Below are 22,367 nucleotides of genomic sequence, written 5' to 3' on the forward strand. Positions count from 1 at the left end.
TTTTGAATGGTTTTTCATTCAGCCGCAACTAAATCCGCCGTGTCGACAACGCCGTTTCTACTTACGAGTGCCACGCCAGCCACCGCTAGACCGATACCGAAAATTACTGCGGCACTTAGCGTTTCATTATAAAACAGAACGCCCATGGTTAGTCCGAAGAAGGGAACAAGGAAACTAAAGGCATTGGCCTGACTTAATGCGACTTCGGACAACACGGACATCCACAACACGTAGACCAAAGCGGACCCAAGTACAGACAGGGTGATCAGGACCACGATGAAGGAAATAGACCAGTCAATCGCCAGCGGCGTTTCAGTGGATGCCGAGAGGATCGCAAGCGGAACCGCCCCAATTAGAAACTGCCATCCGATTGTCATCAATGGGTCTACCGTGGCGGCGATCCGTTTCAAAACAATATTGCTGACAGTGATGCCAAGTGCTGCAAGCACGATGTAACTGACACCGATGATATAGTTGGATTGCGCCCCAGCAAAAAGGCCTGGCGCTGCAATCATGACAATACCGGAAAAACCTAACGAAAGGCCAACTTTGCCCCGAAGTGTTAACCGTTCGCCAAGGACGACACCTGCAAGGCCCGCAGCGAGCAACGGTTGACTATTGGCAATGACGGTCGCGATCCCGGGTGAGACCAATTCAGCTGCGTGAAACATGCCGAGAAACCCCAGGCTGGTTGCCCCAAGGCCAATTAAAGCAAGCGTCGACCATGTGCGAACACCTTTCGGGCTTGGCCGTCCAAGGGCCATAGCAAGACCAACTAGAATAAGTCCGGCAATGAGCGCACGTAGCGTCGCAAACGCAAGGTGCGGCGCGATTTTTATGCCGATCGTCAGCAGTGGGAAGCATGCAGCCCAAAGTATCATTGCCAACAGAATCTTCGCTAAAATGATGGCGCGCATACAAACTTCCTAAGTGATAGCGGGATTTCTTTTGGGTAGACCCAAGGGAGATCCTCAGCGTCGCTGTTTTGGGTTTGATTTGTACCGTTAATATTGTCGTCCAGTGTCAAATCTTAGGATACATCAATGTTCATCCTGTCGATCCGTTTCGGGGGCCGCGTTAGTTTTGGACACTTCATCAGGCTTCTTTTTGCCGTGCCCACCGTGCCCACCATGTCCGTGACCGAACAAGTGCATGGCAATCATGCCACCGCCGAAGAGAACGAGAAACCAGTTTTCTGCGAGCCATTGCATGAGTTTTCTTTCTGTTTGAAGTTTTCGAAATGGTGGGCTGATCTCAGCGCCTTTGCCGTGCGGAAAAGTAGTTGAACAACGGGCCAAAGATGAGGGCAACGAACCAGCCATAGGCAAAGGCTTCGATGAGTCCTAGGCCAAAGCTTGACCAACTAATCCAAGTGACCCACGGAAATAGCGGCAGCCATGCCTTAAACATTGTGGCTCCGGTAAAGATAAGTCCGAATGCCACGCAGATTGCAAAGGTGATTGCAAAAAATGCACCAAGACTCCATCCGAGCGCCTTGACGGGTATTTGGGGGGTGGTGGCAATGGTCATAACATCTCTCCTTCTGTGCAGCGCTTAGTGTCCGATGGACAGGATAAGCGCTTTCAGTAAGGTAGACGTATGTGCCGCAAGAACATTACACAATTGACCGCGGAAATCTGCGTTATGCTTTCAAATACAAGGTAAGTTGGTTTTTCGACCTAGCAACTGGATTGCGTAGCTTTGTTTTGGCAGCCTCCCGGCGGGCAAGAACAATCACTAAAGCCGTCTTTGCAACAGCCGCCGCAGTGGTCCAGCAAACTGTCGCGTAATGCCGCGCGCGCACGGTGGAGCCGCACACCTAAGGCCCCGACAGATACACCAAGGTCAGCGGCAACGGATCGCCGGTCGTCGTCTTCAATATCCACGCGACGTATCAGATCACTTTGATCCGGGCGCATGAATGGCATGAGCCCCGTTACACATTGGCAAACGTGGTCGAATTCTTCGGCTCCGTCTTCGCTTACGTCCGCCGTTTTCTGTTCATTCTCGAAAGCGGCGCTAAGCCTGCGACCACGCCCGATCTTGCGGTAGTGATCATTTAAAGTAGAGCGCAGGACCGCATAGAGCCAAGCTGTCAGTTTGTCGGTTTCACGCAGCTGGTCTTTGCGTTGCATGACCCTGATACAGAACTCCTGCAAAACATCCTCGGCCTCGGTTACGTTTCCCAATCGCTTGACCAGAAAACCAAGAAACATCTTCCGGTTAACAGAAAGCGCCTCAACAGAGGGGTCAGTCGTCGGTAGGACGTCGCCGGAAAAATGATCGTCATTGCTCAATTGACCGGACCTCTCTTAAAATAGAAATGTGGCCCGTGCGCTTGTCAAAAGTGGCGGCACAAGACCCACCAAGTTGTAGTCCAAAATCAGCAGAAATGCAAATACCGCGTTAGCGCCACAGGCCCCAACTGATCGCGAGCGCCGCCGCCAGTATGACATCAATTATGATGCAGAACGGGACATACCACTTCGGGACATCCGTCAGGAAATGGGATTTCCTATAGTGAAGCATGTCCCAAACCGCGTGTCCCGCCAAACCAAACGGAATGATCCAAGGCGCTATGACCAATCCACCCAAAGCAAGCACCCCAAAGGTAATGGCAACGGAGACTTCTGACACGAAAGCCTGTTCCTGGCCATGTATCACAGTAAATCCAACATATATGCCCGCAATGAACGCTAGGGTTAGGGCCGCTGCCGCAACCGACCAATCCATCGGCAAAAGCAGGTGTGGGACGCTGACCGCAAGTGCGACGATCAGACCACTCCGCATCGGATGGTTTCCAATAAACGTCAGCATGTCACATGCCCTCCATGGCATGATCTTTGTCGTCGGATGGGGCGACATACCATTGTTTCAAATATATCCGCTGGAACACAAAAACGGCCCCAATAGCGATGGCTGCAATGAAAACAATAATCGGGTCCGACCCCAGTTTCATCACGGTGAATGCTGCAAGAACAACCGCGTCAAACGCCAGTGCGCACATCAGAATGATGCCGTTCGCGCCAATTTCATGCCGCAAGTGCCGGAACACGCCCCAGTGCACCAACATATCCATGACCAGGTAAAAGAACGCCCCAAGTGACGCGATCCGGCTGAGATCGAAAAAGACCGCCAAAATTGATGCCATCACCACGGTATAAACCAAGGTGTGGCTGCGAACTGGACCAGACATTCCGAAATGCCGGTGCGGGATCATTTTCATGTCCGTTAGCATCGCCAACATCCGCGAGACGGCAAAAACGCTTGCCAAAACACCAGATGCAGTCGCTACGGCGGCCAAAACAACCGTGAAATAGAACCCCGCTTGGCCAAACGCAGGTGCGGCGGCTTCGGCCAGTGAATAGTCTTTGGCGGCAACGATCTGATCAATGGTCAGGTTGGATCCGACCGCCAGTGCAACCAACAAATAGATCACAACACAGATCGCGATCGAGATCATGATCGTGCGCCCTACATTGCGGTGAGGGTCCGTGATTTCCCCGCCGCTGTTCGTGATTGTTGTGAAGCCTTTGAACGCAAGGATCGACAACGCAACAGAGGCCACAAATCCGGTCGCGTCAAATCCGGCCCCACTGCTGCTGGCATTCGGGAAACTGAACCCGCCAGCCCACAATGCGACAATGCCAAACACCGCAATGCCGCCAATTTTCACGACGGCCATGATAATCGACAGCAGGCCCACTGATCTGTTGCCCGAGACATTCACAAGAAAAGCAAACAAGATCACGCCGACGGCCAAGAGAGGAACCAACGGGCCGCTGGATATGTCAAACGGGCGCAGCACATAGGTCGCAAATGTCCGTGCCACAAGGCTTTCTGAAATCACCATTGAAAGCGCCATCAACAAGGCGGCCGCCGCAGCAATCGCACCCGGCCCGTATGCCTTTTGCAAAATCATCGCGACGCCACCTGACGACGGCCACGCATTGGACATCTTGATGTAACTGTAGGCACTTAACGATGTGATGATCGCGCCCAATACAAATGACAGCGCAAAATATGGTCCTGCCAGCTGGGCGATCTGACCAGTCAAAGCAAAGATCCCTGCCCCGATCATGACCCCCGTCCCCATGCCCACAGCGCCACTGAGACTGATCGAGCCTTTGTTCAGGTCTGTATCGTTCGTATCAGCGCCGCTGTGGTCATGTTGCATTGGATATCCTTGGGTTTAGATTTTTGCACTGCGCAGCCGTAGTGCGTTGAGCACAACGGAAATCGAAGACGCGCTCATGGCGAATGCTGCGAACATTGGGCTGATCAATATTCCGAAGAAGGGGAACAGAATGCCCGCAGCGACCGGAACACCTGCAGTGTTGTAGATCAGTGCAAAGAACAGGTTCTGGCGAATGTTGCGCATCGTCGCACTTGCCAGCTTGCGCGCACGCACGATCCCGTCAAGATTCCCTTTCAACAGGGTAATCCCTGCGCTTTCAATCGCGACATCCGCACCTGTGCCCATCGCAATACCGACGTCAGCCTGTGCCAAGGCAGGTGCATCGTTCACGCCATCACCCGCCATCGCAACTTTTGCGCCAGCTTCCTGCAATTCGCGCACGATACGCGCCTTGTCTTGCGGCAGAACGTCGGCACGGATTTCGTCAATCCCCAGACGGACACCGATTGCCTTGGCGGTGCGTTCGTTGTCGCCCGTTGCCATGATGATCCGGAAGCCCAGTTCGTGCAGCGCTTTTAGGGCCGCAGGTGTGGTTTCCTTTACAGGGTCCGCAACGCTGACCAGTCCTGCAATTTTGCCATCAAGAACGACAAACATAACTGTTTCGCCTTCGTCACGGCGCAGGTTGGCCTTGTCGATCAAATCCCCGCCTTCAAGGCCCATATCGGTGATCAACGCGCGGTTACCAAGTGCTACGCGCTTGCCATCAACAACACCTTTCACACCCTTACCAGTGATGGCTTCAAAGTCGGTTGCCGTGACCATGTCAACGCCACGTTCCTGCGCACCGCGCACGATTGCCTCGGCAAGCGGGTGTTCTGACCCGCGCTCAAGTGATGCGGCAAGGCGTAATACCTCCGCTTCATCGTGGCCAGCCTCGGGCAAGACGGCAACTAAAGTTGGCTTGCCTTCAGTCAGCGTGCCGGTCTTGTCGACAATCAAGGTATCGACCTTTTCAAACCGTTCCAGCGCCTCGGCGTTTTTGATCAGAACACCCGCTTGCGCCCCGCGACCAGTGGCTGTCATGATTGACATGGGTGTCGCCAGACCAAGCGCACAGGGGCACGCGATGATCAGCACCGCAACCGCAGAGATCAGCGCATAGGACAGTGCAGGTGCCGGACCCCAAAGCGCCCACGCAGCAAAGGCAAGAACCGCCACCAAGATCACAATCGGCACAAAGTACCCTGCAACTTGATCCGCATATTTCTGGATTGGTGCGCGGCTACGTTGCGCGTTTGATACCATTTCGACGATTTGGGACAACATCGTATCGGACCCGACCCGGGTGGCCGCAATCACAAGACTGCCCGTGCCGTTGATCGTAGCACCCGTGACGGTGTCGCCTTCGACCTTTTCGACAGGAACAGGTTCGCCTGTGATCATGCTCTCGTCGATGGACGATCGCCCTTCGGTCACTGTGCCGTCCACCGGAACCTTGTCGCCGGGGCGCACACGGACGTGGTCCCCAACAAGAACATCCTCAAGTGGGATTTCTTCTTCAGTGCCATCTTCGCGAATGACACTTGCGGTTTTGGCCGCCATATCAAGCAGTGCGTGGATCGCCTTGCCTGTGCCTTCGCGTGCGCGCAATTCCATTACCTGCCCCAACAAGACCAATGTGACAATCACGGCGGCGGCCTCGAAGTAGACGCCGACATTACCGTCGACATCACGAAAGCCGCTTGGAAAAATGGACGGCACAAGAACAGCAACGATACTGAATATCCACGCGGCCATGACGCCCATAGCAATCAACGAGAACATGTTGAGGTTCATGGTTTTGAAGGAGTTCCAGCCCCGTACAAGAAACGGCCAACCGCTGTAGAGTACGACAGGCGCGCCAAGGACCAGTTCGATCCAAAGCGTGGCGCGTTCTCCAAATATGTCGCGGACAGGCAGACCCAGATACGGGCCCATTGTCAGGATCAGCAGAGGGATTGTCAAAATTGCCCCAAACCAGAACCGGCGCGTGAAATCGACAAGCTCGTGGCTGGGTCCGTCGTCCATTGTTGCCGATTCCAACTCCAGTCCCATTCCGCAAATCGGACAGGACCCTGCATGCGGCTGGCGCACGTCTGGGTGCATCGGGCACGTGTAAACAGCGCCGTCAAATCCGGCAGGAACACCATCCAAATCACCAGCGGGCACCTTTTCGGCCCCATGATGACCGTGGACTCCATACCCTGTATGTGCAGCGGCGTCTGCCTCTGCCTTTGGCACCAGATGCATACCGCACTTGGGACAATCCCCCGGCCCGTCTTGTTGAACTTCCGGATGCATGGGACAAACGTACAAGGACGTATCAGCGGGTGAATGTGAGTGTTGCATGATGCAGACGTTCCTTAAATATGCTGTCTTTGCGACAAGACGGCTTGCCGATTTCTGTTGTGATCCAATCAAGGAAACCCAACCATTTAATGTCCCACACCCTCGACCACGACGATTTGCAAGGGCTCGGTTGTCGCTTGGTCAACGTTCATTCTGCAGGAGCGGCCCACGATGATACGGCAAATTCGCCGAGCTCGAGAATACTGGGTAAATGGTAGAGTTCGAGGGCGAGCGATGCAAATATAGCCAGACCCTCGGTTTTCCATACAATATCACCCAAGGCCGCATCCTGGACCGTCAGGATTTAATCCGAACCAGCATAAGCGCACGCTGTGTCTGCGTTTTCTTCCGTTTGGAAAGTAAAAGCAGATAACCCGCTGCTATGGTCAGAAAAATCAAAGTCATTGTCGTGTTCCTTCACTCAGAGAACTGGGCTTGTTGGTCCGCAATTATTTACCGCAGCAGCTGTGGGATTGATCTTTAGTTGGGTTAGATGTGGGTGCGCCTGACAAATCGGCGGTCTTCGCACGCTGGTTATCCACGGTTGCGCTGATCGTCTTAGACGACGCACAGCAACAGCCGCCTTGTGCCGGCTGAACGGTTTTTTCGTGTGGTGTTATATCTGTTCTCATGTCTCATATCCTTTGGCCAAAACGGTGTTGTATAAAGTAGACGTTCCATCCCGTAAGGCATTACAAAATTAGTTTGAGAAAATTAGTGCGGCCTGTGATAACCGCAGCTTGTCGGTCCATCCTGCGATGGGCCGACGAACAATTCGCCGATGTGTGCGTTCAGGGTCTGTCGTCCAAACTTTAGTCGCTTAACCACTTCCGTCAAACTTATCTCTAGCCTAATTGCGACGATCAGAAGTGATATTCCTTCAAGATCAATCGCTCGGACGATTAACGCCTGATCCAATGGAAGTATCGGCAATAACAAATCCAGGCAGTCGCAAATCACGACTTTCATTTCATCGTCTAACTGTGTTTCTTGATGTATGTTCATCGCATGCTCCAGCGCGGGATCTTTGTCGAAACGTAGACGTTAACAGTGCCAATCCATTACAGGTTCGCCAGAAGTTGGAGGCCTTTGGGTGGAACTCGTAGCGCTTAGCGCATTCATTCGGTCTAAAAGATTGGGTCAAAGCGCAATCCTTGTAATGTTTTCGCCCGACATGCGTCTTCTTATCAGAAGCAACGTGTTCAGCTTTGGAAACGAAGCACGGAGTGCAAAAATTTGTGGAGAAAATCATGACTGATGCGGAAAAATCAGCCGAAAGGTGCAACCACCGCAACGGGACGACTACGATTCCAGTTCGCCGCGATTTTTTGTATTTTGCTACGGCAGGAGCGGGTGCCGTAGCCACCGGTGCTGCGGTTTGGCCACTCTTGAACTCAATGAACCCAAGTGCCGATGTCACCGCGTTGTCCACGATCGATTTAGATCTGGAGGGCATCGAAGTAGGCACACGCATTACACTAACCTGGCGTGGCAAACCGCTTTTTGTAGATCACCGCACGCAAGAACAAATTGCGTTGGCGCGGGCCGATGACGGTGCTGACCTGATTGACCCGGCACTGGACTCCGAAAGGGCACAACGCCCTGAATGGCTGGTGGTCATAGGCGTTTGTACGCATCTTGGGTGTGTGCCTCTGGGTCAGAACAGCAGTGAACCGCTTGGCGACTGGAAGGGTTGGTTTTGCCCTTGCCATGGATCACATTACGACACTGCGGGGCGGATACGCAAAGGTCCTGCCCCGCGCAACCTTGATCTGCCACCTTACGAATTCGTGACCAATTCGTGGCTACGGATTGGCTGAAACGACACCAAAATCGCAGTTTGGTTGTTGGTATCGGTAGTGGCTTAGAGCATATCGAGGACCACATAAGCGCGAGCGTATGTACCGTGAGAATGTTCCATCAGATTATTTGCCGACAAATAAGTGGAAAAAATCCCATCCGAAACTTACCGTTCTTGACCGGTATTTAGGACCATCCTTCAGCATTTATTGATAAATGACAGCGCACATCTTGTTAAAAGGCTATCAAGATTAAAGATACGGCTTTGTCACTCAAACTCAACCATCTGCTCTTCAAAAAACGAAATCGCTGAATCGCTGTCCCATTCAGCTGGCCCGGGCTTGCGACCTATTTCGCGTCCCTGAGGGTCAATCAGAAGGGTTGTCGGCATCGCAAAAATTCCAAGCTTGCGCATGGCTGATCCGGTTTGGTCTATGAATATGCTGTCCTCATCGAGACCAAGTTCTTGATAGAGGCGGAGCACGCTGGCGCGTTTTCCGGCATCGGTAGAAAGGGCAACGACCTGGAATTGTTGTCCCCCGAGTTCTTGCTGCAAACCCTGCAAGTCGGGGAGTTCCTTGCGACATGGCGGACACCACGTTGCCCAGACGTTCAGGAGAAGGTATTTTCCTTCGAAATCCTCAAGCGTAAACTGCTGCCCTTCCAAATCTTCAAACGCGATTTCTGGGATTTCTTTAGGTGTCGGATGAATGCCGAAAACGAACCTTTTTCCCTCTGCGAATGTCGTACCCGGCAAGATTGCAAGCAACATCACGAAGGGAAGAAACCGCTTTATGAATTGTTTCATTTCAACTCCTCCGTTCGTGCCAACACCGTGCGTATTGTCGTCCCGCCTCTGGGTTGGGTCACGGATGGGTTTGTGGGTTCTGTCCAGGCGATGAACACGCCCTCATTGCCAAGTGTCATTCTGGGGAAACCGACTGTTCTCCCGCTTGGGCTGATCGCCACGACTTCGGGGCGTACGCAACCTTCTTGCGGTTTGACGGCACAGATCAGAATTGCTTCACCCTGCACTGTTTGTTTGACCCAAGTCACCAGCGCAGAGCCATCTTTCAATTGTATGACGTCGACCCTACCGGACGGTGCACTGGTGTCAATTTCCAGCGCTTTCGCAAAGGTTATGCCATCATCGCTTGAAAACGCGACTTTGACCTTGGGAATATCATTTGCCGCGGTGAACCACGCCACAGCGGAGTTGCCATCTACCGTATCAATCGCGGGGCCGTTCACGGGGCAGCCTTCGATGTTCCATCCGTCTATGCTGACTGGTTGCGGGGTGGACCATCCCTGCGATGTTTCGCGCACGATTGATATGTCCCGTATCTCTTCGAGCGACCGGTCCCTGTAGACGACAAGAAGTTCGTTATCGCCGGTTACCGCAGCGGAAGTCTGACAACATGTACAGGTACGCGCGTCGAGCAATAGATCCTCTCCCATGGAGCTATCGGCCGAAAATTTGCGCATACGCAATTGCATGGCGTTATCTGCAACATCTTGTGACGTGTAGGTGTCATAGCTCTGCCCATCCAACCAGATCACCGAAAAACCGCCGCCATCGTTTGGCAGCAGTGTCGCGAAACCGTGCTGGCGTTGTGAACGATCGTCGTGAGGAATGATTGGTGTTGACCAAGTCACACCTTCGTCCTGTGAAAAGGCGATATTGATATCGTAGAAATAGTCATCATCACCATTGGCGCGAAGCCAATGCGCAACAAGCGAGCCATCTTCCAAAGCGATAGCAGATGGAAAATCTGCCCAATTTACGAAGAGATCATTCCGCTCAACCACGGTTTGTGGCCTAGACCATTCGGTACCATCAGAAATTGCGACTTTTACTACAAAACTGTCTCCTTGAGGTTCAGTCCAACTCATCAGCACGCGACCATCGTTCATGGTGGAGAGAGATGGCTCACGTGCCCCTTTGGTCACAGGCGGAGATAGTTCCTTGATAGAAGAAAAAACTCTATTTTCAGCATTGCTATCAGAAGCGCCGAGCCACAGAACGCACAACGATGCAAGCGCAGATCTCAGAAATTGGGTGAGCTGTTGGCATTTCAGTTTCATTTGCTCACGATCACTTCCCTTGGCTTCAGCACTCTTACCGTAACTATTCCACTACTTCTGGCCCAACTGAGACAAGATATGCCCAAATGTCTCTGGCATCGTCTACTTTTTTCAGCTTGAATCCCATCTTGGATTTAGCCTGCTTGTCGTCCAGGTAAACTGCCAAAAATTTCTTTGGGTCCGCAACGTAGCTCATGAAATCAGTTTCGCTCCACGCCAAACCACTTTCACCGGCCTCAACGATGGAACTGCCGTACTTGTCGCTAAAAACTGGGTCGGTTCCCGCAATGCGATTATACAGACCATAGAGGTTCGGCCCAACGGCGCCACCTTTTTGAATCACGTCGCCACTTGTATCGATAATTGAATGGCATGCCTTGCATCTCTTAAAGACTTTCTCGCCTGCGTTGGCATCACCGGTTGCATGGCCATCAGCAAATACTGGCATCCCCAAAAATGCCAACGCAAGTGTTGTAAACATAACAGATTTCATTCTAGCCTCTCCTTTGGTTTGTTTGGTTTGGATCTTCATCCGGATTTTGGCGGGGCTCAGTTTCGATCTGATTGCACGACCACTTAATGTTTTGGTTGACCTTCCGGCGCGGGAAGCTGTTAAACAACCACTGAGATGACAGGAGCAAACATGACAAAATTTTCCGTGCCACAGATGAGTTGTGGCCATTGCAAATCTTCGATCGAGAAAGCCGTTGCATCAGTGGATGCGGATGCTGTCGTCGACGTTGATTTGACAAGTCGAGAAGTCTCAGTACGAAGTTTCTCCAACACTGGGATGTTGATCGAAGCCATGAAGTCTGCAGGCTATGAAGCACATGTCCTGTCCTGATCGCGGGCGTTGCCGCTGAAACCAGCTGGCCCGAGAATATCTTGCGTTTAGTAAGAAGACGCGGTTGCATGACTTCAATTGATCCCATTTTCTCTTTGTAGTGCGCGCACATAGGCCACGATATTCAGAACGTCTGCCTGTGACACATTTTCAACGGCAGGCATGTTACCAAATTTCCAATGATGAGCGCGAACACCGTTTTTCGCGGCCAGCACAAAAGCCATATCACCGTGGTGGCCAGGTTCGTAGATTCTATGAACCAAAGGCGGGGCAATACCATCCCTGCCCTGTGCATTCTTACCGTGGCAGGTAGCACAAACGGCATCATAGGCGCGCTGCCCAATCTCTTCTTGGTTTGAGAACGAAGCGGGCACCTGGACAGTGACAATCGCACCGTCCGCCAGAGTCGCGGTTCCGCGTTTTTGGGTGTCTACGTTGGGGCTTGCTGATAACGTCAAATACCATACCGCTGCAGCCAGCGCGACCAGTGCAAAGAATATTGCTCCCCGCCTCATTTTTGTTCCTCCTTCCAAAACGGGTCATTATGTTTCATCCGCGTAACATTGTCAGTGACGGTTCTCGAACCTTTACCACTTTTATGGGTCGTGGGTTTTTCGAGAAGAACAAAGTAATCTCGTGATACCGGATCCGGGTGTCTTCCAAGGTTTGATAGTAGCGAAAGAGTTCTTTCAAAGGCGCCGAGAAGTCTTTGTGTGCGGCCAACACAGCAACAAGCGCTCCAAGGCTGATCCGACCCTCAATCACGAAGTAGCCACCAAGAGAATAAAACAGAAACGGTGTGATCGCTGTCAGGAAGTTGTTCAGGGCTTTAATGAAAAATTTCAAACGAAAGATTTGCCGCCTGACGACCTCTAACTCCCGAAAATTCTTGCCGGCTTGCTCAAATCCCGAATGACAGGATTGCTCGGCGCTTAGCTGATCGCTGAGTTGCTTGCCCAGCAGTCTGACTTCTTTGATCCTCTTGCGCGAAAGTATGTTGACGCGGCGTTGAAGTCTAGGGAGCAAGATCAATTGTATGGGCAGTACGGTTAGCGCTGCAGCACCCAAGACCGGATCTTGCATGAACATAAACAGGAGGATGGTCAGCAACGTACCACCCTGCAAGATTGGCAATGTGATCACATCCGCGGCAAAACCTCCAACGGGTTCGACCTCTTGTGCAAGGATCGGGATGATTTCACTTTGTTTTTGCGCTTCCACATCATTGCGCCATTGCCGATAGATCAGCAGCCGGAAACGACGCAAAAATCGTTCAGCCACATAACCCTTAAAAACGTTCAGTACATATTTGTTCAACCCATTCAGGCTGATCGCCATCAGATAAAGGCCGGACAAGACCATCAGCAGCGTGACTTGATCAAAGCCATACCCGAAAAACTCAAGCGGGAAACGCTCTGCATTCAAGGCATTATTCACAATCTGTTTAGGCAGCTCCAATGTGACATAAAGGATCGGCATCGCAACCAAACTGAGCAAAATCATTAATACCTGTTGCTTTCGAGTATACTGCAACACCGTCTTGAAAAGACTTGTATCCAGTCCACGAACTGTTTCTGGCTGTGGAACATAGACGTTTTTCCGGCTCAATCGACGAAGGATACCGGTTATGGTCAAATACAAAACAACGCTGACAAGCATCGCAGGTACCACCACAAAGATTACATGGATGAAAGGGTGGATCCAGTCGGGGGCTGTTTCGTCATACTGATAGCCAACGAATGCAGTGAAATCGTGGAGCAGGTCATGATATCTGTCTAGGAGAGTCACTCTAAACCTTCAATTCTCTCGCGTAGGGGCCAAGTGATCGTGAACCATGATCACACCCCACATCCCAGCCTCGCGATGGCCGGGGATCAGGCAAGCGAATTCCATGTTGGTGGCATCGGAAAACTGCCAAACAAGCTCTTCTACTTCACCGCTCCTGATTGATACAGAATTGGCATAATCATGTTCCATGTCTGGAAATTTCCGCATCCAGTGTTGGTGTTTTGCGATTTCGTCGAAGGAGCCCAACATGAACTCGTGATCAAGCGCTCCAGAATTGATTATGATAAACCGAACGACCGAGCCGCTCGCTATCTGGATCGCATCAGGTTCGAAGAGCATATATCCGCTCTGTGTTTCTTTGATATTCACCTTAATTATTCTATCGACTGGAACTCCGTCATTTGGTTTTCCCATAGGTTCATGTCCGGGCGTTTCGTAAGGCCGCTCGTGTGGCTGACCCTTCGGTGCGGCCTCAGCATTCCCAGCCCACGTAGGGAGAGCGACAGAAACAAAAGAAATGCATATCAAAGTCAGCAGCTTCATAATTTGCGTGATCCACTGGAATTTTAACATTTTGCTGCGCTCACCCTGTTGACCGCCGCTTGGATAAATTCGGGAGGTTAAGGGGCACTGAACCTATCAATGCCCCTCCATTCCGCGCTATTTTAGTTGAGTAACGGTCAGTTTCCCTTTGACTCGATCAGCGACAAACTCGATATTCTGACCTTCAGACAAACTGGCAATCATTGCTTCGTCAGCACGAAACACCATCGTCATCGCAGGCATGTCGAGGTTGACCAGTGGGCCATGAATGATGGTCACTTTTCCAGCCTTGGCGTCGACTTTCTTGATTTTGCCAGACGTGTATTCCACGTCAGCCTGCGCCATCTGCTCGCCGACAGCAACTTCGCGGTGCATGCCGGACTCGTAGTGGCCAGGGATCAGGCAAGCCGCTTCAAACGTACCGGCATTGGCAAAAGTCCACACCACTTCACCAGATGCGCCAGAATCAAGGCGAATGCGATTAGGATCGTCATGCTCCATGTCCATTTTTGCCATCTCGATCTTGTGCTCGGCATTGCGCTCCACAGTATCAAGGACAAACTCATGCTCTAGCTCGCCTTCGTTCTTGATCTTGAACAGAATGGTCTCACCTTGCTTGATATTCATCTCTTCGCTCTGGATCAGCATTTCGCCGTCATCGTTTTCGAGCAGAATGACATCGATTGTACGATCAACCTTTGCTGAATCGCCCGGCATACCGATCATCATTTCCGGTGCTTCGGATGTTTCTTTCTTGGCATGACCGGCATCTGCAAAAGCGCCTGTTGCGAATGCAAATGTGATAGCGGTACTCAGAAGTAGTTTTTTCATTTTTTCGTCCTGTTTTTAAGTTTGGTAAAGTTAAGACAGAGGGCCAGTTAGCCCTTCTGCGTTGGTTTAGGTGTCAGTAGTGTTTTTGGGCTTTTGTTGGAGGCAAATTCGGGAAGTTCGCCTGTCCATTCGTAAGCCATCTCACCCGGAGGATTTTCGTACCACCCGGGATCTTCGTAATCGTCCGCGTCGATGCCATCCCGCACCTTCACAACCGAAAACATGCCGCCCATCTCAATCGGTCCATACGGCCCCCATCCTGTCATCATCGGAATGGTGTTGTCTGGAAGTGGCATGGACATTTTGGCCATGTCCCCCATTCCAGACATGCCCATAGGCATGTATTCGGGCTGGAATTGCCGGATTTTCTGGGTGAGCGGTTTCTTGTTCACGCCGATGAACGTGGGCACATCATGCCCCATTGCGTTCATCGTGTGATGTGACTTGTGACAGTGGATAGCCCAATCCCCCAGATGTTCTGCCACAAACTCGTAAGCGCGCATCGCGCCTACCGGAATGTCGATGCTAACCTCGGGCCACTGCGCTTCAGGCGGCACCCAGCCACCATCGGTACAGGTGACCTTGAAGTCGTAGCCATGCATGTGGATGGGATGGTTTGTCATCGTCAGGTTGCCGACGCGAACGCGCACCTTGTCACCTTTGTTCACGACAAGCGGATCAATGTCGGGGAAGATCCGGCTGTTCCAGGTCCAAAGATTGAAATCCGTCATCGTCATGATGCGGGGTACATAGGTCCCCGGATCGATGTCGAAAGCATTCAGCATGATCAGGAAATCACGATCCACCGGCATGAATGTGGGATCCTTGGGGTGGACCACGAACATGCCCATCATCCCCATCGCCATCTGGGTCATTTCATCGCCGTGGGGGTGGTACATGAACGTTCCGGACTTCACCAAGTCGAATTCATAGACGAAGGTTTTGCCCGGCGGGATGCTTGGATGGCTCAACCCGGAGACCCCATCCATGCCTGAGGGGAGAATGAGCCCGTGCCAGTGCACCGTAGTGCCTTCCGGCAGCTTATTGGTGACGTAGATGCGCACCCGGTCGCCTTCGACAGCTTCTATCGTCGGGCCGGTGGATTGGCCGTTATAGCCCCACAAATGCGCGATCATGCCATCGGCCAGCTCGCGTTCGACCGGTTCGGCCACAAGGTGAAATTCCTTCACGCCGTTGTTCATCCGGTGTGGCAGGGTCCACCCGTTCAATGTGACCACAGGTGTGTAATCCGGGCCAGAACTGGGACGCGCGGTGATCGCCGTTGCCGCACTGTCCATCTGCGCGGCCTCGGGCAAACCCATGTTCAGGGTTTGACCCCAGGCTTTCGAAGAGACCAGCGTTGCACCTGCCGCGCCGGCTCCGAGTAATTGACGTCTGTTCAACATGTCAGTTCCTTTCAGTGTCCTGCGCCGCCACCGGCGGCAAGTGTCGCGCCTTCTCCACCAGCACCACCGCCATCGCCGCCGCCATAGATCGCAGCGGTCAGGTCAGCCTGAGCCATGTAGAATTCGCGTTTTGCATTTGCCGCTTCCAGCGATGCGCCAAGTTTCTCCCGCACATCTGTCAGCAGCTCGAAAGTGTTGGTGATCATGCCGTTGTAGGACAGCAGACCCTCTTCTTCGACGGTCGTGCGTAGCGGCACCAGAACGTCGCGATAGTGGCGGGCGATCTTATACGCGGCGTGATAGGAGGCTTCAGCACCACGCGCTTCGGACCGGACGTTGACGGCTCTTTCTGCCAGCACGTTGGCTGCTTGCAGGTACGACAATTCCGCCTTGCGCATCCGTGCCTTCCCGGTGTCGTAGATAGGGATTGCGAACTCCACCTCCACCTGAGGGGTGGTCACGGTCTCCGTTTCTCCGTCCTCAATTTCCCGCTCCGCTTCGAACCCGGCAATGAATTCGAGATCGCTGATAATGCGAGTCTGATCAGTCAGACCAAACGCCTTGGCCTGTGCTTCCAGGCCAAGTTTGGCAACGCGCAGATCAACCCGATTTCGCAATGCTTTCGCTTCGATGTCAGTCACACGGCCGACGGAACGCGGCAGCGCAGGAAGGGCATCGGGCACATAATAGTCGACTTCGGTGCCCCAAAGTCCCATGAGCCTGGTCAGCTGCTCTTTGGACCGGGTAGCATTCAAGCGTGCCTGGGCAAGTTGTCCGGCGAGTTCGGCATTGAATGCCTGTTCACGGGCCTGCCCGGCTGTGTTGAGCGCGCCGGTCTCGCCAAGCCTCATCGCCAATTCCGATCCGGCGTCAGAGGTCGCTTTCGCACGGCGCAGATAGCTCACGGCCTCGAAGGCGGCTACGGCATCGACCCATGCCTTCCGCGTCTGATTGGCCAGCGCGAGTGTGTCGTTCACCGCGTTGAGCTGTGCCTGCCGGAAGCTTGCGTCAGCAATGGCCACACGTTGTTTACGGGTGGTGGCATCGAGTACGTTCGACCGTATCAGTCCTTCGATCGCTCTGTAGGCACCCAGTTCGGGCGCACCGATGCCCAATACACCAATCGAAACGATCGGGTTTTCCGGGGTCGATTGCTGCCAGGCCTCAGCGGCGGATAGGCCGACATTCGCATAAGACGCCTGCAACCCCTTGTTGTTCAGAAGCGCAACCTGAACGGCGGTGTCCGCCGAAATGGTCTTGCGGTGCACCATTGCGTGCACCTGCTTCTTCAAGGCCTCGTTTTCGGCCTGGGTTTCGGCGAAGGCTGTCCGTTTGCCGATGGCTGGTGTGACCTGGCTGGAAATATTGGCGAAGCCAGCTTTTGGTTCCGTGTAGATGCCCGGCACTGCTGTAGCACAGGCACCCAAGATTAGCGGAAAGCCGAAAACCAGCGGAAATTTCGATACCCGCATCAGTTGCCCTCCGTCTGTTCTTGATTGACGGAACGCCAGTCGCGGGGACCTGTAGGGCCGCGATAGGTGTAGCCCGCCAAGGGGTCCTGATAGCTGATCGGTGACGAAACTGCCGCGTTGACGACGGCCTGTTGGGTCGCGACGGACGGCAAGGGGGTGGGCTCATAGGCGCATGCGCCAAGCCCGAGGGCCGAAGCCCCCACAAGTAGATGAATTTTCATGAATAGTACCTGACTGATGAACTTCGGACTTACGCACAGCCGTGCGTAAAACGAAGACTCCGCTAAGAGCCGTAGATCAGATCAAGAACTGGGGAGGCCGTAGAAAACCCGATGAATCAATCGAGTTTGTTTGAGCATGAAGCATCAGATATACTTCATTTGTCGCTTGGTCGACCGAAAATACATCGGTGTCCGTGATCGCAACGGAGATACAGATACCATTGCAACACTCGCTTGATGCCTGTGTCTCATCAGCCGTTTCGGTTGCAGCTACAGGCATGTCATGCAGTGTCATTGCACCGTGAGCCTGACTGTCGACTTTATGATCGGAGCTTTCAGTCGCAGCATGTTGACCACCGTGCATACCAGATGCAGCATGTGACGCGGAAGGAGCAGAAAACACCAGCGCAATGGCGAACGACAAACACGTCAGTGCCCTTATCCATGCTGAAATCGTATTTTTCACTTTCATTACACACCTTTGGGGCACCCTTTATCCCCTGTCAATCCATCCAGCGCTGGAAGGTTTCCAACTTTTTTGTGAGAGTGGCGTAGAACCGCTGACCTTACTGGCACTACGTTCAAGATGAGAACATCTTACCAAGCATCCAGAAACCCATCACGAACATCATTATGTTTTCTGTAAGCGATATGAATCCCAACGGGACGTTGCTGGCCCCACCTACGCATGCACATTTAAGCTCTCGCTTGTCGATATAGACCGCCTTTATAACCGACACCGCGCCGATGCAGCCTATGAAGATGGCAACAGGAGCCGATATCCACGTCAGCGCCCCTGCGGTCATCAAAATACCCGCGATCGCCTCACCGAATGGATAGACCTTGCCGTAAGGAACCCAGCGTTGCGCCAGCAGATCGTAATTCAAAAACATGGTCGAGAATTGTTCAACGTCCTGAAGTTTTTGGACAGCCAGCAAGCACATCGAAAGTGAGATAAACCATTCAAAAGCGCGCAGGGTAAAGACTGTATCAAAGCTGTACCAAGAAAGCGCAAGCGCAATCAGAAATGCCATCCCAAATATCGCGATGATGGGCTGGTAGGTTGTATCAGACTCTTCGTCATCGGGATCGTCCAATCCAAAATGGATGCGCAGTGCGTCATAGCCCCCTACCCGCTCACCATCAATGAAGGTCTGGGGCGTAGTGTCTACGCCATGTTTCTTCATGAACGCGTCAGTCTCGTCACGGGTGGTCAGATGATGGTCTTCGACATCGAAGCCATGACGCTGCAGCAAATCCTTTGATTTCAAACCGTAAGGACAGGTATGGTCGGTCATAACCATGCGATAGAGCTTTGCGATTTTGTCGGATTGATCCTGTGGCATAGCAGTTTCCTCTATTTTCCGTCGAGTTCCGGCGTTGCAGCAGGGCCGCCTTCCAAGTCCGCGATCAACGCTTTCATCTCTGCGATCTCAAGGCGCTGTGCTTCTATGATGCCATCCGCAAGCCCGCGCACGCGCGGGTCTGAAATATTGGCCCGTTCACTTGTCAAAATCGCAATTGAATGGTGAGGGATCATCGCCCGCATCCACGATGTATCATCCACAGTCGTCTGGCTACGCACAAGGAACACAGACACAGCAAAAACGACGGCACTGCCCAGGAATATCGCGATGTTTGCGCGACGATTTCTATACATACCCAGCATGAAGCCGAGCATGATCAAGGCCATTACCGCCCCCATATAAATCGCCATGTAACTGCGCGTTTCGCTAAAGAAAACGTGATCCAGCGCATAGGTGTTCAGGTACATCAAGCTAAACATCACCACTGTCGATGTGATGATCATTGCGAAAAAACGCCAGTAGGACATGCAAAGTCTCCGTAATTTTCATTTGTTATTGTGTTAACCAGATTCCAGCGCTGGAATGTTCCGTTATTGTTTTGAAATATTTTCTAGAGTCTGTAAAATAGGGCAATCTGGACGGTCATCCCCTGCGCATTCCTTCACAAGATGGGTGAGGGTCTTTCGGATATCCTGCAGGTCCGCAATCTTGCTTTCAATTTGTGTCAGATGTTCTTTTGCGATTGCCTGGACATCCGCGCTTGCCCGATCCTTATCGTCCCAGAGTGCCAAGAGATTGCGGCAGTCTTCTATCGTGAACCCCAATGCGCGGGCGCGACTCAAAAAGGCGAGCTTGTGCATGTCGCTGCCGCGAAAACTGCGATACCCGTTGGGATCACGCAATGGGGTCACCAGACCGATATCCTCATAATAGCGGATGGTTTTTGGCGGCAACCCCGCACGCTTGGATACGTCTCCGATATTCATGTTGAGATCCCTATTCTGCGGGTGCTGAAACAAGTTTACGATTTTGGCGGGCGTTTGCGGCGGACTCAGAAAGTTCAGGCGCAACCCAACGCAAGCGGAGTGCATTTGACAGCACGAACACGCTGGACAGGGCCATGGCCCCCGCCGCAAGTGCGGGTGACAGCATCAAGCCAGCGACCGGATAGAAAACGCCGGCCGCAACCGGGATCAGCAATGCGTTATATCCAAAGGCCCAAAACAGGTTTTGGCGAATATTGCGCATGGTCCGTTGGCTGACGTGCAAAGCGTTCACCACACCCTTCAAATCGCCAGACAGCAACACGACATCTGCCGATTCTATCGCAACATCAGTTCCCGTGCCGATCGCAATGCCAACATCTGCGCGGGCAAGTGCCGGGGCATCGTTGATACCGTCACCAACAAAGGCAACCTTGCTCCCACCGGTTTGCAGCCTTTCGATCGCTGCGACTTTGCCCTCTGGCAACACTTCCGCGACCACCTCGTCGATGCCCAGTTTTGCTGCAATTGCCTGCGCTGTGGCTTCGTTGTCGCCCGTTATCATCGCAACCTTAAGTCCCAGATCATGCAGCGCGCCGATTGCCTCAGCTGTGCTGGCCTTGATCGGGTCGGACACAGCAATGACCGCAGCAAGCTGCCCGTCAATAGCCGCGAAAAGGGGTGTTTTACCCTCCTGCCCAAGGGTTTCGCCAACACTTTTAACAGCGTCCAAATCGATCCCTTCACGGGACATCAGCCGATCGGCACCGACAAAAACTTTGCGGCCCTCAATAACCGCACTGACGCCAAATCCAGTGATTGAGCTAAAATCGTCAATTGATGCGAGTGCCAGACCGTTCTGCTTTGCATGTCGGACAATGGCCGCAGCAATCGGATGCTCCGACATAGCCTCGACAGAGGCGACAAGGCGCAGCACATCGGCCTCCTCGAACCCTTTGGTGATCGTCAGATCCGTTAACTCCGGATGACCCTCGGTCAATGTTCCGGTCTTGTCTAAAGCAACGGTCGTTACATCGTTTAACGTTTGAAGCGCGTCACCGCGCCGAAACAGCACACCCAATTCGGCGGCGCGGCCGGTTCCGACCATGATCGACGTCGGCGTGGCCAAACCCATTGCGCAGGGACAGGCAATGATCAGAACCGCCACTGCCGCCACTAATGCAAAACTGAGCGCGGGGTCGGGCCCGACCAATAACCATGTCAGAAATGTCAGCGCCGCGACGCCCATCACAGCAGGCACAAACCAAAGTGTGATCCGGTTCACGAGGTCTTGGATGGGAAGTTTTGCCCCCTGTGCCTCTTCGACCATGCGAATGATTTGGGCCAGCATGGTATCGCCGCCCACCTTTGTCGCACGAAACATAAGCGCACCGGAACCGTTGATCGTGCCGCCGACAACCTCGGCGTCCGCCAATTTTTCTACGGGGATTGGTTCTCCGGTGATCATGCTTTCATCGACATAAGACGCACCTTTGACGACGACACCATCGACGGCAATCTTTTCACCTGGACGCGCTTGGATAAGGTCATCTACAACGATATCGTCCACAGGCAATTCGACCAATTGCCCGTCCCGTTCCACCTGCGCTGTCTTGGCCCGCAGACCCACCAGTTTGCGGATCGCCTGACCTGTGCGCCCTTTCGCGCGTGCCTCGAGAAAACGACCCAGCAGGATAAGCGTCACAATCACTGCGGCCGCCTCAAAATAGACGACACGCGTGCCATCCGGCAAAAGCGACGGGGCAAAAAGCGCGACTGTGGAAAACCCCCAAGCTGCAGAAGATCCTAGGGCTACAAGCGAATTCATGTCAGGCGCGCCTTTAAAGAGCGCCGGAAAACCCTTGAGATAGAATTGTCGCCCCGGCCAAGCCAGAACAACGGTGGTCAGAACAAATTGTATGCCCCAGTTGACGCCCATCCCCAGTGAATTCATGATCCAGCTGTGAAGAGCCGGGATCAAGTGGCTCCCCATTTCGAGGATAAAGACCGGCAAGGTGAATACTGCAGCAACCAGTGTCATCCGGCGCAGATGGGCCGCTTCTTCCACTTTGCGATCGTTTGTCGCGTCTGTCGCTCCGGGATCGGTGACCAATGTCGCTGGATAGCCCGCAGCGCTCGCAGTTTCGGCAATGTCCGCAGACGATACAGCAGCGCCCAAAACACGCACTGCCGCTTCTTCCTTTGCGAGATTAACCGTAACAGAAACGACGCCAGGAATCGCAGATAGCGAGCGCTCGACCCGCCCCACGCACGACGCGCAAGACATGTTTTCGATGCTGAAACGATAGGCCTTCAGTTCTGCAGGATAGCCCGCCGCGTCCAGCGCGGTGATCACGTTTTGAGCATCAAACGTGCCATCGGCGGTTATTGTGGCCGTTTCAGACGCCAGATTTACATGCGCCTGAGAGACGCCCGTTACCGCGCTCAATGCTTTTTCCACACGGCCGACACAGGATGCACAACTCATCTCTTTTATGCCGAACGTGAGTGACTTTTCGCTTTCCATAGTGAGACCTCTTGCTCCGGATAACTTTAGA

The 22,367-nt window shown here is 53.1% G+C and carries 24 protein-coding genes; 2 read left to right on the forward strand and 22 right to left on the reverse strand.

Translation table 11 applies throughout. The annotated features are described in order from the left end of the window. Nucleotides 1–14: 14 nt before the first annotated feature. The 7 genes from IEX10_RS18395 to IEX10_RS18425 all read right to left on the reverse strand — a co-directional run bounded on the left by IEX10_RS18395 (nt 15) and on the right by IEX10_RS18425 (nt 6,481). Entirely contained in the window at nt 15–917 is a 903-nt protein-coding gene (locus tag IEX10_RS18395) for a DMT family transporter (protein ID WP_188678665.1), read from the reverse strand. Between the two features lie 123 nt (nt 918–1,040). Beyond that, nucleotides 1,041–1,211, reverse strand: a complete 171-nt coding sequence (locus IEX10_RS20060) for a hypothetical protein (RefSeq protein WP_229678635.1) — start codon at nt 1,209–1,211, stop codon at nt 1,041–1,043. A gap of 43 nt (nt 1,212–1,254) precedes the next feature. Continuing rightward, nucleotides 1,255–1,530 (reverse strand): DUF5676 family membrane protein, encoded by a 276-nt coding sequence (locus IEX10_RS18405; protein ID WP_188678666.1) that lies wholly within the window; start codon nt 1,528–1,530, stop codon nt 1,255–1,257. Nucleotides 1,531–1,679: 149 nt separating this feature from the next. Next, nucleotides 1,680–2,297 carry an RNA polymerase sigma factor gene (locus tag IEX10_RS18410; protein WP_188678667.1) on the reverse strand — a complete coding sequence of 206 codons (618 nt, stop codon included), beginning with the start codon at nt 2,295–2,297 and terminating at the stop codon, nt 1,680–1,682. 109 nt (nt 2,298–2,406) lie between these two features. Continuing rightward, entirely contained in the window at nt 2,407–2,817 is a 411-nt protein-coding gene (locus tag IEX10_RS18415) for a hypothetical protein (protein ID WP_188678668.1), read from the reverse strand. 1 nt (nt 2,818) lies between these two features. Beyond that, nucleotides 2,819–4,177 (reverse strand): APC family permease, encoded by a 1,359-nt coding sequence (locus tag IEX10_RS18420; RefSeq protein ID WP_188678669.1) that lies wholly within the window; start codon nt 4,175–4,177, stop codon nt 2,819–2,821. Nucleotides 4,178–4,192: 15 nt separating this feature from the next. Beyond that, nucleotides 4,193–6,481, reverse strand: a complete 2,289-nt coding sequence (locus IEX10_RS18425; RefSeq protein WP_373287557.1) for a copper-transporting P-type ATPase — start codon at nt 6,479–6,481, stop codon at nt 4,193–4,195. A gap of 1,298 nt (nt 6,482–7,779) precedes the next feature. Here IEX10_RS18425 and petA point away from each other — a divergent pair. After that, nucleotides 7,780–8,349, forward strand: a complete 570-nt coding sequence (petA, locus tag IEX10_RS18430) for a ubiquinol-cytochrome c reductase iron-sulfur subunit (RefSeq protein ID WP_188678671.1) — start codon at nt 7,780–7,782, stop codon at nt 8,347–8,349. Nucleotides 8,350–8,597: 248 nt separating this feature from the next. On the opposite strand, the gene IEX10_RS18435 is transcribed toward petA, so the two are convergent. From IEX10_RS18435 to IEX10_RS18445, 3 genes are read right to left on the reverse strand one after another with little or no spacing between them, the layout of a single operon-like run. Then, on the reverse strand, nt 8,598–9,137 hold the full coding sequence (locus IEX10_RS18435; RefSeq protein WP_188678672.1) for a TlpA family protein disulfide reductase: 540 nt from the start codon (nt 9,135–9,137) through the stop codon (nt 8,598–8,600). Next, complete coding sequence (locus tag IEX10_RS18440) at nt 9,134–10,414, reverse strand: sialidase family protein (RefSeq protein ID WP_188678674.1); 1,281 nt, start codon at nt 10,412–10,414, stop codon at nt 9,134–9,136. The genes IEX10_RS18435 and IEX10_RS18440 overlap by 4 nt, the downstream gene beginning before the upstream one ends. 43 nt (nt 10,415–10,457) lie before the next feature. After that, on the reverse strand, nt 10,458–10,907 hold the full coding sequence (locus IEX10_RS18445; RefSeq protein ID WP_188678676.1) for a c-type cytochrome: 450 nt from the start codon (nt 10,905–10,907) through the stop codon (nt 10,458–10,460). A 150-nt stretch (nt 10,908–11,057) separates the two neighbouring features. Here IEX10_RS18445 and IEX10_RS18450 point away from each other — a divergent pair, with 150 nt between their 5' ends. Continuing rightward, the gene (locus IEX10_RS18450) at nt 11,058–11,258 is read left to right on the forward strand and encodes a heavy-metal-associated domain-containing protein (RefSeq protein ID WP_188678686.1); all 201 of its coding nucleotides are present in this window, start codon (nt 11,058–11,060) and stop codon (nt 11,256–11,258) included. Between the two features lie 74 nt (nt 11,259–11,332). On the opposite strand, the gene IEX10_RS18455 is transcribed toward IEX10_RS18450, so the two are convergent. From IEX10_RS18455 to IEX10_RS18510, 12 genes are all read right to left on the reverse strand, one after another. Further along, nucleotides 11,333–11,773: a c-type cytochrome gene (locus tag IEX10_RS18455; protein ID WP_188678688.1), complete on the reverse strand. Its 441-nt coding sequence runs from the start codon at nt 11,771–11,773 to the stop codon at nt 11,333–11,335. Between the two features lie 34 nt (nt 11,774–11,807). Then, a complete protein-coding gene (locus IEX10_RS18460; RefSeq protein ID WP_229678636.1) occupies nt 11,808–13,046 on the reverse strand; it encodes an ABC transporter ATP-binding protein in 1,239 nt (412 codons plus the stop codon). Nucleotides 13,047–13,055: 9 nt separating this feature from the next. Further along, complete coding sequence (locus IEX10_RS18465; RefSeq protein WP_229678637.1) at nt 13,056–13,619, reverse strand: cupredoxin domain-containing protein; 564 nt, start codon at nt 13,617–13,619, stop codon at nt 13,056–13,058. An 87-nt stretch (nt 13,620–13,706) separates the two neighbouring features. Beyond that, on the reverse strand, nt 13,707–14,420 hold the full coding sequence (locus tag IEX10_RS18470) for a copper-binding protein (protein ID WP_188678689.1): 714 nt from the start codon (nt 14,418–14,420) through the stop codon (nt 13,707–13,709). Between the two features lie 47 nt (nt 14,421–14,467). After that, complete coding sequence (locus tag IEX10_RS18475; RefSeq protein ID WP_188678691.1) at nt 14,468–15,826, reverse strand: multicopper oxidase family protein; 1,359 nt, start codon at nt 15,824–15,826, stop codon at nt 14,468–14,470. Between the two features lie 11 nt (nt 15,827–15,837). After that, a complete protein-coding gene (locus tag IEX10_RS18480) occupies nt 15,838–17,298 on the reverse strand; it encodes a TolC family protein (RefSeq protein ID WP_188678694.1) in 1,461 nt (486 codons plus the stop codon). After that, the gene (locus tag IEX10_RS18485; RefSeq protein WP_188678696.1) at nt 17,298–17,519 is read right to left on the reverse strand and encodes a hypothetical protein; all 222 of its coding nucleotides are present in this window, start codon (nt 17,517–17,519) and stop codon (nt 17,298–17,300) included. The genes IEX10_RS18480 and IEX10_RS18485 overlap by 1 nt, the downstream gene beginning before the upstream one ends. Nucleotides 17,520–17,595: 76 nt before the next feature. Further along, on the reverse strand, nt 17,596–17,991 hold the full coding sequence (locus tag IEX10_RS18490) for a hypothetical protein (RefSeq protein WP_188678698.1): 396 nt from the start codon (nt 17,989–17,991) through the stop codon (nt 17,596–17,598). A 109-nt stretch (nt 17,992–18,100) separates the two neighbouring features. Continuing rightward, nucleotides 18,101–18,865 (reverse strand): glutaredoxin family protein, encoded by a 765-nt coding sequence (locus tag IEX10_RS18495; protein ID WP_188678700.1) that lies wholly within the window; start codon nt 18,863–18,865, stop codon nt 18,101–18,103. A gap of 11 nt (nt 18,866–18,876) precedes the next feature. Beyond that, nucleotides 18,877–19,353 (reverse strand): DUF305 domain-containing protein, encoded by a 477-nt coding sequence (locus IEX10_RS18500; RefSeq protein WP_188678702.1) that lies wholly within the window; start codon nt 19,351–19,353, stop codon nt 18,877–18,879. Nucleotides 19,354–19,416: 63 nt separating this feature from the next. After that, nucleotides 19,417–19,812 carry a Cu(I)-responsive transcriptional regulator gene (cueR, locus tag IEX10_RS18505; RefSeq protein ID WP_188678704.1) on the reverse strand — a complete coding sequence of 132 codons (396 nt, stop codon included), beginning with the start codon at nt 19,810–19,812 and terminating at the stop codon, nt 19,417–19,419. 10 nt (nt 19,813–19,822) lie between these two features. Continuing rightward, on the reverse strand, nt 19,823–22,336 hold the full coding sequence (locus tag IEX10_RS18510; protein ID WP_188678705.1) for a heavy metal translocating P-type ATPase: 2,514 nt from the start codon (nt 22,334–22,336) through the stop codon (nt 19,823–19,825). Nucleotides 22,337–22,367 lie beyond the last annotated feature (31 nt).

It is taken from the genome of Neptunicoccus cionae (assembly GCF_014643735.1).
Taxonomy (GTDB): Bacteria; Pseudomonadota; Alphaproteobacteria; order Rhodobacterales; family Rhodobacteraceae; genus Amylibacter; species Amylibacter cionae.

Coding starts and splice junctions, on each gene's coding strand:
- cueR (WP_188678704.1), bottom strand. CDS start 19,812: ATGAATATCGGAGACGTATCCAAGCGTGCGGGGTTGCCGCCAAAAACC.
- IEX10_RS18480 (WP_188678694.1), bottom strand. CDS start 17,298: ATGCGGGTATCGAAATTTCCGCTGGTTTTCGGCTTTCCGCTAATCTTG.
- petA (WP_188678671.1), top strand. CDS start 7,780: ATGACTGATGCGGAAAAATCAGCCGAAAGGTGCAACCACCGCAACGGG.
- IEX10_RS18450 (WP_188678686.1), top strand. CDS start 11,058: ATGACAAAATTTTCCGTGCCACAGATGAGTTGTGGCCATTGCAAATCT.
- IEX10_RS18395 (WP_188678665.1), bottom strand. CDS start 917: ATGCGCGCCATCATTTTAGCGAAGATTCTGTTGGCAATGATACTTTGG.
- IEX10_RS18475 (WP_188678691.1), bottom strand. CDS start 15,826: ATGTTGAACAGACGTCAATTACTCGGAGCCGGCGCGGCAGGTGCAACG.
- IEX10_RS18420 (WP_188678669.1), bottom strand. CDS start 4,177: ATGCAACATGACCACAGCGGCGCTGATACGAACGATACAGACCTGAAC.
- IEX10_RS18405 (WP_188678666.1), bottom strand. CDS start 1,530: ATGACCATTGCCACCACCCCCCAAATACCCGTCAAGGCGCTCGGATGG.
- IEX10_RS18510 (WP_188678705.1), bottom strand. CDS start 22,336: ATGGAAAGCGAAAAGTCACTCACGTTCGGCATAAAAGAGATGAGTTGT.
- IEX10_RS18490 (WP_188678698.1), bottom strand. CDS start 17,991: ATGAAAGTGAAAAATACGATTTCAGCATGGATAAGGGCACTGACGTGT.
- IEX10_RS18495 (WP_188678700.1), bottom strand. CDS start 18,865: ATGCCACAGGATCAATCCGACAAAATCGCAAAGCTCTATCGCATGGTT.
- IEX10_RS18435 (WP_188678672.1), bottom strand. CDS start 9,137: ATGAAACAATTCATAAAGCGGTTTCTTCCCTTCGTGATGTTGCTTGCA.
- IEX10_RS18425 (WP_373287557.1), bottom strand. CDS start 6,481: ATGCATCCGGAAGTTCAACAAGACGGGCCGGGGGATTGTCCCAAGTGC.
- IEX10_RS18415 (WP_188678668.1), bottom strand. CDS start 2,817: ATGCTGACGTTTATTGGAAACCATCCGATGCGGAGTGGTCTGATCGTC.
- IEX10_RS18455 (WP_188678688.1), bottom strand. CDS start 11,773: ATGAGGCGGGGAGCAATATTCTTTGCACTGGTCGCGCTGGCTGCAGCG.
- IEX10_RS18440 (WP_188678674.1), bottom strand. CDS start 10,414: ATGAAACTGAAATGCCAACAGCTCACCCAATTTCTGAGATCTGCGCTT.
- IEX10_RS18445 (WP_188678676.1), bottom strand. CDS start 10,907: ATGAAATCTGTTATGTTTACAACACTTGCGTTGGCATTTTTGGGGATG.
- IEX10_RS18470 (WP_188678689.1), bottom strand. CDS start 14,420: ATGAAAAAACTACTTCTGAGTACCGCTATCACATTTGCATTCGCAACA.
- IEX10_RS18485 (WP_188678696.1), bottom strand. CDS start 17,519: ATGAAAATTCATCTACTTGTGGGGGCTTCGGCCCTCGGGCTTGGCGCA.
- IEX10_RS20060 (WP_229678635.1), bottom strand. CDS start 1,211: ATGCAATGGCTCGCAGAAAACTGGTTTCTCGTTCTCTTCGGCGGTGGC.
- IEX10_RS18500 (WP_188678702.1), bottom strand. CDS start 19,353: ATGTCCTACTGGCGTTTTTTCGCAATGATCATCACATCGACAGTGGTG.
- IEX10_RS18465 (WP_229678637.1), bottom strand. CDS start 13,619: ATGTTAAAATTCCAGTGGATCACGCAAATTATGAAGCTGCTGACTTTG.